We start from the raw sequence: 12,445 nt of genomic DNA on the forward strand, positions 1-12,445 counted from the left end.
AGGAATGGTTGCAGTATGGAGTAAGCTGAGTAATGCTAAAAAATCCTCTCATAATTCTTAAAAAAGGAGTGAGTTATGAGCTACACACACATTCTTGTTGCGGTTGCCGCCACACCTGAAAGCCAACAGTTGTTAGCCAAGGCAGTTTCAATCGCCCGTCCTGTCAATGCCCGTATTAGCCTGATAACTCTGGTCTCAGACCCTGAACTTTATAATCAGTTTGCAGCCCCCATGCTGGAAGACCTGCGCGAAGTGATGCAAGAGGAGACTCAGGATTTTATCAACAAGCTCGGCAAAGAAGCGCAGTACCCCATTGAACATACCTTTATCACCTATGGGGCACTGAATGACCATATTCTGGACGTATGCCGGAAACACGCGGTCGATCTGGTCATTTATGGCAACCATAACCACAGCTTCTTTTCGCGCGCGTCCTGCTCAGCGAAAAACGTAGTTAGTGCCAGCCAGGTGGATGTTCTACTGGTTCCACTGGCTGGAGATTGAATTTCGTTTTTGGCGCGTCACGCCAGTTTTGAGCAGGAAGAAACTTGATCAGACAATGACTGTTTACTCTGGCGTGGGGAGACTTTTTCCAAATCGCAAATGAACCTCGCCTGCCAGTTGTCGATATCATTTTTAATGATAGTCTCAAGCATCTCAGCGTGGCGGGTAATACGCTCACCGAGCGGCATTGTCAGCGCCTGGTTTAATGCGCCAGCCACTTCATCCCGGTCATACGGGTTAACGATAAGCGCGGAAGTTAGCTCATTCGCGGCGCCGGCAAATTGTGATAACACCAGAACACCGGGGTTGGCTGGATCCTGTGCAGCCACGAACTCTTTCGCCACCAGGTTCATACCATCGCGCAGCGGTGTCACCAATCCGACATCGGAATAACGGAAGATCTTCATCAGCAATTTACGATCAAAGTACTGGTTCAGATAATAGAGCGGCGTCCAGCCCAACTGCCCATATCTGCCGTTAATCCGCCCCGCTTCGGTCTCCAGCTGATGGCGAATATCCTGGTAGGCCTGCACCTCTTCACGCGACGTTGGCGCGATCTGCGTATAGCGAATTTTGCCGTGATGCTGCGGATAATGTTCCAGCAGAGCTTCATAGGCCTGAAAGCGCTCCGGCAAACCTTTGGAGTAATCCAGACGCTCAACCGAAAAAATATTCTGCACGTTTTTAAGTTCTGCTTTTAACTGCGCGAGCTTCGGCGGCAGAGGCCCGGAAGCCTGTCGGGCAATCTCATCCGGCTCGATACCGATGGGATAAACCTGCGTGCAAAACGCTTTTCCCCATGCCCGGTGGTGTTTTTCGCCGTGTGTGGACACCTGAGTCTGAGCGGCCAGACAATCCAGAAAAGCCTGGCGATCGTTTTCGGTCTGGAAACCGAGTAAATCAAAATCACACATTTGTTCCAGCAGCGCCTGATGTGGGGGTAGCGCATTAAAAATTTCAGGCGTTGGGAAAGGAATATGCAGGAAAAAACCGATGCGGTTATTCACACCGCGTTTACGCAGTTCGCTGGCAAACGGCAACAGATGGTAATCATGAACCCAGATGATGTCGTCTTCGCTCAGCAGCGGCAGCAGTTTATCGACCAGCAAGGCATTCACCCGCTGGTAACCTTCCCATGCAGGACGCTGAAACTGAACCAGGTCCAGGCGATAGTGAAATGCGGGCCATAAAACAGCATTCGAAAACTGACAGTAATATTCTTCGTAATCCTGTTCGCTCAAATTAAACGAAGCCCAGGTAATATTGCCACGTGTGACTTTTTTTAATGGTTTGTCTTCATTACCTGTGTCACCACTCCAGCCAAACCACAGGCCACCAGCAGCTTTCAGCGCGCCCAGCACACCAACGGCAAGTCCGCCTGCGCTCCCTTTATCATCGGGTGAGGCGATACGATTAGATACTACGACTAAACGACTCATAGCCACCTCTTCTGTTTTTCGTTACTTTCGATTCTTGCTGCGAAGAGTTAATTTGCTCCAGCCAGTGCCAGACATCCTTAACGCTATCCAGTCGCCACGCGGCCTGCGTCGCTCCGCTCCCTACTTTTACAGAAATACCCCCAGCGCGATTAATTACGCCAAACCCTGTCTCATCCGTCAGATCGTCACCGAAAAAAACGGGGATCCGTCCGGCAAAAGGCGCTTCCTGCATAAATGCGGCGATCGCATCGCCTTTATTGATGCCCTTCGGTTTTATCTCCACGACGCATTTCCCGTGCTGCACAGCCAGTTGCGGCCATCTGCGCACAATCTGTTCAGCCAGGTGAATTAGCGTCGCTTCATGCTCAGGCGACTGACGATAGTGCAGCGCGAAAGCCATACCTTTTGCTTCAAGGGTTGTGCCCGGCATCGCCGCCAATGCGGTGTGTAATAGCTCCGCTGCTTCACGCTCAGTATCCTCAGCCAGGCGCACGACATGGGTTTGACCATTGATGTCACGGCGTTCAGCCCCATGTACTCCGGCAAGCGGAAACCGAAAGGGGTCGGTCAGCACGTCTAGCTCAGCCATCGAGCGCCCTGAAATCAATGCCAGCGCCCCCGCATTATGCGTCGCCAGCTGATGTAATAATTGCAGGATTGTCTCAGGGACAACGACCTGGTCTGGATAGGGTTTGATCTCAGCCAATGTTCCATCAAGATCAAAAAAGTAAGCACAGTTTGCAGATTGTTCAGGGGGTAAGATCAGTGATGCTGTCACCCGGTTATCCTCCTCATCATGGTTTGTACGCCGCGCGGATCGCGCCGTATATATGATGTATGACGGATATAAGTATAGACAGTGTGACCATGCTCGCCATTTGGAAAAACAATCGCCAGCCGGGTAGCGGCTGGCGATGAGCTGAAGCTAGACTAAAAAGTTGGGGATAAAATAATCAAACGGTACGCTTCGCTTTTTGCTTGTAACGGTCGAAGATCACCGCCGCCAGCAGGATAAGACCACGAACGACATACTGCGCGAACGGAGAGATATTCAGCAGGTTCATCGCATTCTCAACCGTACCCAGGATCAACACTCCAGCCACCACATATGAGATTTTTCCGATGCCGCCTTTGAGCGAAACGCCCCCTAACACGCACGCAGAAATCACGATCAGCTCATAGCCTATTGAGGTCATTGGCTGACCACTGGTCATACGTGATGCAAGGATAATTCCGGCAATGGCGGAGACCAGCCCGGAAAGAATAAAGATAATAATCTTGGTACGAACAACCGGAACCCCAGCCAGGCGTGCCGCCTCTTCATTGCCCCCGATGGCCAGCGTATTACGACCAAATGTGGTTTTATTCAGTAGTAAGCCAAAGGCGATGAAACAAACGACCGTGATCCAGATTGGCGCCGGCAGACCAAACCAGTTAGCGTAACCGAGCGTGAAGAAGCGCTCGTCTTCAATCCCCACGGCCTTACCGTCGGAAATAATATAGGCCAGACCGCGTACAATCTGCATGGTCGCAAGGGTGGTGATCAGGGCATTAATTTTTAAACGCGCAATCACGAACCCATTAACCAGACCGCATAGAATACCGAGCAGCAGCCCGGCAGCCACGCCAATCCACAGGCTTTCGGTCATGTTAATGACCACGGCAGTGGTGACCCCAGCGCAGGCAATCACGGACGCAACGGACAGGTCAAAGTCACCGGATGCCAGGCAAAATAGCATTCCGCACGCAACCATACCCGACATCGATACCGCCAGCCCCAGCCCCTTCATGTTGATGAAAGTTGCAAAGTTTGGCACAAACAGGGAACAAACGAGGAACAGCACGGCAAACACCACCAGCATCCCGTACTGATCCCAAATGCGGCCAAGATTTAGCGCCGACTTCGCAGCACCTGAACCCGACGTAGAAACGGAAGACATCATTCTCTCCTTATTCAGGCTACAGCCTGGCTGACTTTAGGCATAGCAAGGCTTAACGCCTGGCGCTCATCCGCCTGTTCATGAAGTAATTCTCCAGCGATTTCGCCTTCTCTCATCACCACAATACGGTCGGCGACACCGAGCACCTCTGGCAGGTCACTGGAAGCAAACAGCACGGCCACGCCGCGCGCCGCAAGGGCATAAATCACGTTATAAATTTCATGCTTAGCGCCCACATCAATGCCGCGTGTAGGTTCGTCCAGCAAGATCACCTTCATCTCTTCCGATAACCAACGACCAAGAATAGCCTTCTGCTGATTACCGCCAGAGAGGTTCATAATCAGTTGCTCCGCGCCCGGCGTTTTAATATTGAGTGAACGAATATGGTGATCGGCATTGGTCTCTTCCCAGCCGTTGTTAATCACGCATCCTCCCAGAACATGTTTACGACGCGCGCTAATGTTGATGTTGTTACGCACCGAATGGACCGGAATAATCCCTTCTGCTTTACGATCCTCCGGGCACAGCATCATCCCCGCTTCAATGGCATGGCTCGGTTTACGGATATCAATCGGTTGTTGATCAATAAACACCTGACCTGCCGTAATTCGTGTACCGCCAAACAGCCCTTTCATCAATTCACTACGTCCAGCCCCCACCAGACCAAACAATCCGACAATTTCACCGCTTCGCACCGATAAACTGATCGGCGTACGCACGCCAGGGGCTTTTACCTCATGCAAACGCAGGCGCTCTGCACCATACGGTCTGGATTTCCAGCCATAAATATCGCCAAGGTCGCGCCCAACCATCGCCTGTACCAGCGCATCGTGATCGACCTGCTGCATGTCCGTAAACGTTTTGACGTAATGACCATCTTTAAACACGGTAATGGCATCGCTGAGGGCAAAAATCTCCTCCATACGGTGCGAAACGTACAAGATGATGCGTCCTTCATTGCGCAACTCGCGGATAACGCGAAACAGATTCTCAATCTCACGTGCTGACAGGGAGCTGGTCGGTTCATCAAACGCAATAATTTTGGCGTTTCGCGCCAGCGCTTTCGCAATCTCCACCATCTGCCATTGACCGATGGAGAGGTATTTCAATGGTGTGTCGGGATCGATATCCATGCCCAGATGCTTAAGCTGGATCCCCGCTTCATAGTTCAGCAGCGAGCGGTTCACAATTCCGCCTTTATGCGGCAACTGGCCTAGATAAATATTCTCGGCAACGGTCATTTCCGGGACGAGATGCAGCTCCTGATAAATAATGGCGACACCGGCATTAAGCGCAGCAGTGGTGTCCGCAAACGAAACCTCTTGTCCGCGGATCGTCAAAGATCCCGTTGTTGGCGCATAGTTACCGCTGAGAATCTTTAAGAGTGTTGACTTCCCGGCGCCATTTTCGCCCATCAGCGCATGCACCTGACCGGCATAGCAGTCGAAACTGATATCCGTAAGCGCTTTAACGCCGGGGAACGTTTTGCCAATGCCGCGAAATGAGAGATACGGGGTAGACTGTTGCATAACGTCTCCGTGAATCAGATCTTTATGCCGGATAGCGGCGTTGCCTCATCCGGCCTACTGAGTACGCAATTCGTACGCCGGACAAGACGCATTGACGTCGCATCCGGCGTTTATGTTACTTACCGCCTAAGCCTTTCTTCGCGAGCTCTTCTTTGAAGTTATCGCGGGTAATCAGCACTACATCCGTCACTTCGGTAAACGCCGGAGGCTCTGCACCTTTTGTCACCCAGTTGTAGAGCATTTCGCTTGATTTATAGCCGTGAACGTCCGGGCTTGGCAGCAATGAGCCGTAGAACCCAGTCGCTTCGCCTTTGGACAGTTCGCTTACTGCATCAACGCCGTTGATACCAATACCAATTACGTTTGGTGCTTTGAAGCCCTGCCCTTCGGTCGCACGTACGCCGCCCAGCACGGTGTTGTCGTTCATGCCGACAATCAGCCAGTGTTTGACTTCAGGATGCTGAACCAGCATAGAGTTAGCGGCATCGAATGCGCCGGGGATATCATTTGATTTAGTTGGGACCTGGTAGATCTGTTTTTCCGGGAAGCCAGCGGCTTTAAGCGCTTCCATTGAACCAGAAGTACGACGACGTGCGGTGTCGAGTTCGTTCGCAGTTATAGCCATCACGGCGGTGGATTTCACATCCCAGCCGCGTTTTTGCATCTCCTTGTACAGTTCCTGACCCTGGCGCTCACCAATTTTGGTTGCCGCCATCATCACTAACGGCACGGTCTCCATCGGCTTGCCTTTGGCGTTGGCAAACTGGTCATCAACGGCAATGACTTTCATATCGTAGCCACGTGCCTTCGCCATAATGGCAGGCCCGAGTTTAGGATCCGGGGTACAAATGACAAACCCTTTTGCGCCACTGGCAGCGAGGCTGTCGATGGCGTTAAGGGTTTTCTCACCATCCGGAACGGCAATTTTGATCACCTCAAAGCCAAGGTCTTTACCGGCTTTATCGGCAAATTTCCATTCTGTCTGGAACCACGGTTCTTCCGGCTGTTTAACCAGGAAACCGAGCTTCATGGATTCAGCGATAGCGGATTGTGACATAATGGCAGCCAGACCGATGGCAGCCAGCGCTTTAGTGAATTTGTGCATGGTTAACTCCAGCTTTAACGTTCTTTTATGTAGGGTAAAATCAGACGATTTTTTGTAATTCGGACGTAAAACAAGGCATTACCTTTTATTGATAAGATCAATGCCAGTGCTGAGAGTATTTTTAGCGGGAAATTGATTCTCCATAAGAGAGCGGCATCACACCACAGAATTACAGTAATTGCGTACATAAATTCAGCGGGAAATGACATAAAAAAACGCGGTTTTGTCGACGGGAAAAAAGAGGAATAGCAGATTAGTCCATAACATCAGCCAACGAATCCTTGTTCCCGAATACCGAAGCATTCGGGAAAATGATTACCATTGGTAATAAATGTGGTCAGCGTGATCGCGAACCGGAGTGTCGTCGCCCAGCAGACGCGCCGAAAGCGTCAGCGCGAAATCGAAAATATGCCCTAATCCTTTGCCGCTAATCAGATTGCCATCTTCAACCACCGGCGCATCGATATATTCCCCATCGGTGACGTTTTGCCACAGCTCTCCAGAGCACACGTAGCGACGCCCCTTCAGCAGACCGTTGCCGCCCAACACCCGTGCAGCCGCAGAACACACCGGGCAGATGAGTTTCCCCTCATCATCATGACGAGCCACAAACCGGATAACCGCCTCACTGGCGGCAAGGTTAACGCTACCCTGCGGCCCGCCAGGCAACACGATGGCATCGTAGAGATACGACTGACGCGCGGCCAGCGTGCTGTCCGTTACCATCGGTACGTCATGGTAACTCACCACCGCGCGTGACTCCGCGCAGGCCAGCGTTTCAACCTCGATATTCAGTCGACGCAGAATATCAATGGTAACTATCGCCTCCGCCTCTTCAAAACCGGGTGCCAGCAGCACCGCGACTTTCTTCATATGTAACTCCTCGCTTTATCCACATAAACGAAACAATTAATGACGAATAGTTCTGGCCGTTAAATTTCTCAATTTGATTAAAACTGATCTGGCACAAAAAATTAGCTATCAGATCATTAATCCGATCGTGAAATTGCTTCGCAGCATGAACAGATAATCATCAGGAGCCAGACAATATCTTATTGTGGAAAATATTTTTGTGATTTAAAACACCATTTCATTATTGAAATTTGGATTTAATAACATAAATATCAACTCGTTGCATTCATGTCATCTATATGCAAAGAGAGCAGAAGCACAGATGGGGTGATGACAATATGTAAAAAAACATAAATACACAGATTTAAGGATTTTCTTATGTCGAAGCAAGCGTTATGCTGATTCACGATCGGGAGCGAATATAATTCGCGATCGCTAAAGGACCGGCGGAACGGATTTATTCTGCTAACAGTTATAATTGTACGTAGAGATGTAGTGCAGCGGCAGCCCGTTGTACTGGCGTTAGTAACGTACATCCCCCTTTCTGTAAATAAGGATATTGATATGGCTGCAGTTGGAATTGTTCATAAACTCAACACCCAAATGAACCTCGAGTTCTACGCATCGAATCTTTACCTGCATCTTAGTGAGTGGTGCTACGAACATAGCCTGACAGGTACCGCAACGTTTCTGCGCACTCAGGCGCAAGGTAATGTGACTCAAATGATGCGTATGTTCAATTACATGAAAAGTGCCGGGGCTAACCCCATCGTCAAGGCCATTGATGTTCCGGGTGATGAGCTGACTTCCCTTGAAGAATTGTTTCAGAAAACGTTGGACGAATATCAACAGCGCGCGAGTAAGCTCTCGCGCTTAACCAATGAAGCTGAAGCGTTAAACGATGCACCAACGATCGATTTTCTTCACGACCTGGAGAAAGAACAGCAGCAGGATGGTGTGCTGTTGCAGACGATTCTTGATGAAGTCCGCAGCGCCAAACGTGCAGGGCTGTGCATGGCGCAAACCGATAAGCACCTGCTTAACGTTGTTAACTATCAACAGCACTGATATCTGACGCCCCAACATCTGCGCCTCCCATTCTGCGAGGCGCAAAAAAACCTTTCTAAAACCTGAAACAACGGTTTATTTTAGTGAGATTCATTCTGCGGCGTGAATTTCAACTCGATCAAGGCAACCGCTTTTTGTATTGCACGCATTGTGACCGGATCGGCACCTGCAGGATGGCTGGAAAAATCGATGCTTTTCAGCTGGCTGGACATTTTCTCCCGAACTTCTACCGGGGCAATAACATCAAGAACATCCAGAATTTGCTTGATAACCAGCTGACAGGCAACAACGTCCGAGAGCAGTTCCTGATCGGCATTCAGTGTTTGGGACATAGTGAGCTCCTTATAGAAAGGTCGTCATAGTACCCATTCAGCGCTCGAAACGATAGCCGCACACGCATTACGAATACGCTGAAACTAAAAATAGTTCCAGTCAGTTTCTTTTGAGATGGCAAGCACAGCATGAGTGAAAAGTTAGCGGTTGAGAACAAACGCGGTCTTTCCCCGGCAGCATTACTTGTTGCCGGAGCTTTCTTTATGGAGTTTATCGACGGTACGGTAATTGCCACCGCCCTGCCTGACATGGCCATTAGTTTTGGCGTGCAGGCGGTAGATCTGAACATTGGCATTAGCACCTACCTGATCACTCTCGCGGTACTGCGTACCACACCTAAACATCAATTGATCACTGCTATTGCGACCCTGACGTGGCCCGCATTAGTCGCGCCTATTATTGGTCCTCCTTTGGGAGGATTCATCACCAGCTACGCCAACTGGCGCTGGATTTTCTTTATTAATGTTCCGCTGGGAATACTGGCGATTGTGCTGGCGCTACGTTTTATCCCGGATATTCATGACGACGAGCGCCGCCCGTTCGATATCGCGGGGTTTATCGCGACCTCTGTTGCGATGGTTAGCCTGGTGTATGCCATAGAGTTATTGGGAGCTCAGCAGCCGCAGGGCTGGCTGACCGCAGGGCTTCTGGCGCTAGGGGTAATGACCTTCCTGTTTGCTCTGCATCATTTTCGTCGCACCGCCTGGCCGATGAATCGTCTGGATGCCATGAGCGTTCCTACTTTTCGCGTCACCATGTACGGTGGGTCGCTGTTTCGTGCTTCAATCAGCGCAGTACCATTTTTGCTGCCGTTAATGTTCCAGGTCGGTTTCGGCATGAACGCTTTTCACGCGGGTTCGCTGGTACTGGCGGTATTTGTGGGCAATCTGACGATTAAACCTGCTACTACGCCGTTGATACGCCGGCTGGGCTTTAAGAAACTATTGCTGATCAACGGCGCACTGAACGTCCTGGCGTTGCTGGCCTGCGCATTGATCACGCCACAGACCCCCACCTGGGTTATATTACTGGTGTTGTATCTGGGCGGCGTGTTCCGCTCTGTTCAGTTTACCGGCGTCAGCACGCTCACTTTTGCGGACGTCCCCGCTTCACAAATGAGCTACGCCAATACGCTGTTCAGTACGGCAACACAATTAGCGGTAGGTTTAGGTATTTCATTAGCCGCTATTGGGATCCGCATCGGCGATGATATCAGTGAATGGCTGGCATTAGGCAATATTCCAGGGAGCAGTTTCCGGTTGGCCTTTGTCATGATTGCCATTATTTGTCTTGTCGGTATGGTGGATACGCTGCGACTCGCCCCGGATGCTGGAAGCGCAGTATCAAACAAGAACAGATAGCCCGGCAGGTGTCCCCCCCGGGCCAACAGAATTTAGCCAATTATCTCACGGACAAATGATTCAATCGCTTTGTCCTGGCAGTTCTCAAAGAAGCACTGCTGGAAGCGCGGGCCAGACACGGCGGTTTTCACCAGCTCAGGATCGATAGCGCGCAACGTGTCCAAATAGTTTTCTTTTACCACCGCCGCTTTCACTTGATTCAGTATACCAGCGTTACGCACCTGGGGCTCTTTACGCTCAGGTGGGTAACCTTCGCCGTTACGACCAGTGAACGCTTTCTCAAACATATAGCGCACATTCAACTCAGCACCCCAGCCAAAACCCTTGGCAAATGCCAGAGATAGCGCATTGCCGTTGTTGATCTGAGAGAACAAGAATGCGTCTGCCGGATCGAGGCAGTAACCACACACCACGCCCGGATGTATATTCAAAGACATCATTGCCCCCTGGCCCGTACCGCACCCCGTGACGACAAAATCCACCGCTTTAGAATTAAGCAGGATGCTGGCCATGATACCTAAATGGATGTAGGTCAGATGATGGTCATTTTCGTCGTTCATCCCGACGTTATACACGGGAAAACCTTTCTCATCCGCGACGGCCTTAAGCTCGTTATGAATGATGGCATTTTTGCTTGCCTGGCTGTTTTCCATCATCAATGCAATTTTCATTCTTTAATCTCCTGAATGCGCTGCGGTGATCCGCTGAAAGTCATAACATTCAGGCCACATTACTATTTTGCAAACTCACTTTCAAATTTAATGAAATTTGGTTTTATAAAATAATGAAGTGCTCACATTTTTCCCTCGGCAGATCAGAATGGCCTCAATAAAATGACGTCGTTGCGATTAATCGCAGGTGATCTTCAGGCTATTCAAGCCATTGCTGAGGCAGCACGTATGCCATGATGTCGTATCTCCGTATTTTCAGAGCGATCACATGAAGACCTTTATCCTTGCCCTTTTGCCGCTCGTGCTGACAGGATGCACTATTACTAAACAGGCGCAGGTCAGTGAAGCCAGCGCCATCACCGGCGTGGTTCGCCTGACCTACAACCAGGCCATACTGCAAACGGCCCGTACTGATGACTACGTTACCCAAGGAACCGCGACCAAAGAGTGTCAGCGCCTGGGTTATGCCAACGCAATGGCGTTTGGTCAACCGGTTTCAACCTGTAGCGTATATGCCGGTTCTCTGTGCTTAAATACCAAAATTACGCTCGCCTGGCAGTGTCACGGTGTCGCAATCCGCCAATCACCTTCCTTCAATTATTAATATTTCCGACCAGCATATTATTGCTGGTCTTCTGCCTTTTCATTATTTGTATCCTGAGTTTAATAGCGTTAATGCGTTTTATTCCCATTCGTATTTTTGATAAATAATTATATTATTTTACCTTTTGCAAATAATTAAATAACAAATTATAGTGACGCCACGTCAATATATTAACGTTTGTGGAGCAGAACCATGCTAAAAACAGAAATGATCGACCAACTGAATGAGCAGATGAACCTTGAATTGTATTCATCGCTGCTCTACCAACAGATGAGCGCGTGGTGCAGCTATCACAGCTTTGAAGGTGCCGCCGCGTTTTTGCGCCGTCACGCCCAGGAAGAGATGACGCATATGCAGCGTCTGTTTGATTACCTCACCGACACCGGCAGTTTGCCGCGTATTAACACGGTCTCTTCCCCTTTTGCTGAATATGCGTCTTTAGACGAACTGTTCCGTGCGACTTACGAACACGAGCAGTTAATCACTCAGAAAATTAATGAGCTGGCACACGCGGCAATGACTCACCAGGATTATCCAACATTTAATTTCCTGCAATGGTATGTTGCCGAGCAGCATGAGGAAGAGAAATTATTTAAATCTGTCATCGATAAGTTATCGCTGGCAGGGAAAAGTGGTGAAGGTCTTTATTTCATCGATAAAGAACTGGCTACGCTTGATACACAGAATTAATGTTGTGAGGTAATGAGGGCAACCCGCCATCATTACCTATTAATATCAGTGGCGGCAGATCTTGCTTTCGTGCGTAGAGAAGCCGTCTTCTTTTGCAATAAATTTTCCCTTCGCTGCTAAAAAAGCCACCAGTTCAGCTGCCGTCATATCCGTCGCAGAGCAAGTGTGAAAACGCGCCTGATCGCCAAACCGTGCCGTGATCGCCGCTTCAAGGCTGGCATTTGAATACTGCTCGCCAGATTCAATCATCATGTTGAGCACTTCGTGACCGTGAATAGATTCCATACTACCTCCTCAATAAAAGCCGTAGCCTAATGTGAACTGCATGGCGTTGCATTGCGCTAACGCA

At 49.9% G+C, this 12,445-nt stretch carries 14 protein-coding genes; 5 read left to right on the forward strand and 9 right to left on the reverse strand.

Going from position 1 to position 12,445, the window contains the following annotated elements:
* Nucleotides 1-75: 75 nt before the first annotated feature.
* Nucleotides 76-504: a universal stress protein UspC gene (uspC, locus tag OGY15_RS15370; protein WP_286539917.1), complete on the forward strand. Its 429-nt coding sequence runs from the start codon at nt 76-78 to the stop codon at nt 502-504.
* Nucleotides 505-521: 17 nt separating this feature from the next.
* Here the strand turns inward: uspC and otsA are convergent, their stop codons facing one another.
* The 6 genes from otsA to OGY15_RS15400 all read right to left on the reverse strand — a co-directional run bounded on the left by otsA (nt 522) and on the right by OGY15_RS15400 (nt 7,390).
* Nucleotides 522-1,943: an alpha,alpha-trehalose-phosphate synthase gene (gene otsA, locus OGY15_RS15375; RefSeq protein ID WP_210905222.1), complete on the reverse strand. Its 1,422-nt coding sequence runs from the start codon at nt 1,941-1,943 to the stop codon at nt 522-524.
* Nucleotides 1,918-2,721, reverse strand: a complete 804-nt coding sequence (gene otsB / locus OGY15_RS15380; protein ID WP_252837682.1) for a trehalose-phosphatase — start codon at nt 2,719-2,721, stop codon at nt 1,918-1,920. The genes otsA and otsB overlap by 26 nt, the downstream gene beginning before the upstream one ends.
* 175 nt (nt 2,722-2,896) lie before the next feature.
* On the reverse strand, nt 2,897-3,883 hold the full coding sequence (araH, locus tag OGY15_RS15385) for an L-arabinose ABC transporter permease AraH (protein WP_151218866.1): 987 nt from the start codon (nt 3,881-3,883) through the stop codon (nt 2,897-2,899).
* A 14-nt stretch (nt 3,884-3,897) separates the two neighbouring features.
* Nucleotides 3,898-5,412, reverse strand: a complete 1,515-nt coding sequence (gene araG / locus OGY15_RS15390) for an arabinose ABC transporter ATP-binding protein AraG (protein WP_151218867.1) — start codon at nt 5,410-5,412, stop codon at nt 3,898-3,900.
* Nucleotides 5,413-5,527: 115 nt separating this feature from the next.
* Complete coding sequence (locus OGY15_RS15395; RefSeq protein ID WP_151218868.1) at nt 5,528-6,517, reverse strand: arabinose ABC transporter substrate-binding protein; 990 nt, start codon at nt 6,515-6,517, stop codon at nt 5,528-5,530.
* A gap of 315 nt (nt 6,518-6,832) precedes the next feature.
* A complete protein-coding gene (locus tag OGY15_RS15400) occupies nt 6,833-7,390 on the reverse strand; it encodes a DJ-1/PfpI family protein (RefSeq protein ID WP_151218869.1) in 558 nt (185 codons plus the stop codon).
* A 543-nt stretch (nt 7,391-7,933) separates the two neighbouring features.
* Between OGY15_RS15400 and OGY15_RS15405 the strand changes: the two genes are divergently transcribed.
* Nucleotides 7,934-8,437, forward strand: coding sequence for a non-heme ferritin-like protein (locus tag OGY15_RS15405; protein ID WP_151225622.1), 504 nt, complete (start codon nt 7,934-7,936; stop codon nt 8,435-8,437).
* Between the two features lie 80 nt (nt 8,438-8,517).
* Here the strand turns inward: OGY15_RS15405 and OGY15_RS15410 are convergent, their stop codons facing one another.
* Complete coding sequence (locus OGY15_RS15410; protein ID WP_003034595.1) at nt 8,518-8,769, reverse strand: DUF2766 family protein; 252 nt, start codon at nt 8,767-8,769, stop codon at nt 8,518-8,520.
* Between the two features lie 129 nt (nt 8,770-8,898).
* Between OGY15_RS15410 and OGY15_RS15415 the strand changes: the two genes are divergently transcribed.
* Nucleotides 8,899-10,131, forward strand: a complete 1,233-nt coding sequence (locus OGY15_RS15415; protein WP_286539929.1) for an MFS transporter — start codon at nt 8,899-8,901, stop codon at nt 10,129-10,131.
* Nucleotides 10,132-10,163: 32 nt separating this feature from the next.
* Here the strand turns inward: OGY15_RS15415 and OGY15_RS15420 are convergent, their stop codons facing one another.
* On the reverse strand, nt 10,164-10,802 hold the full coding sequence (locus OGY15_RS15420) for an RpiB/LacA/LacB family sugar-phosphate isomerase (protein WP_151218872.1): 639 nt from the start codon (nt 10,800-10,802) through the stop codon (nt 10,164-10,166).
* Nucleotides 10,803-11,070: 268 nt separating this feature from the next.
* On the opposite strand from OGY15_RS15420, the gene yecR reads away from it, so the two are divergent.
* A complete protein-coding gene (gene yecR / locus OGY15_RS15425) occupies nt 11,071-11,406 on the forward strand; it encodes a YecR family lipoprotein (RefSeq protein ID WP_151218873.1) in 336 nt (111 codons plus the stop codon).
* Between the two features lie 192 nt (nt 11,407-11,598).
* Nucleotides 11,599-12,096, forward strand: coding sequence for a non-heme ferritin (gene ftnA, locus OGY15_RS15430; RefSeq protein WP_151218874.1), 498 nt, complete (start codon nt 11,599-11,601; stop codon nt 12,094-12,096).
* A 45-nt stretch (nt 12,097-12,141) separates the two neighbouring features.
* On the opposite strand, the gene OGY15_RS15435 is transcribed toward ftnA, so the two are convergent.
* Complete coding sequence (locus tag OGY15_RS15435; RefSeq protein WP_151218875.1) at nt 12,142-12,381, reverse strand: YecH family metal-binding protein; 240 nt, start codon at nt 12,379-12,381, stop codon at nt 12,142-12,144.
* Between the last annotated feature and the right edge of the window lie 64 nt (nt 12,382-12,445).

The sequence above is a fragment of the Citrobacter sp. Cu231 genome (assembly GCF_030332265.1).
GTDB classification, from domain to species: Bacteria; Pseudomonadota; Gammaproteobacteria; order Enterobacterales; family Enterobacteriaceae; genus Citrobacter; species Citrobacter meridianamericanus.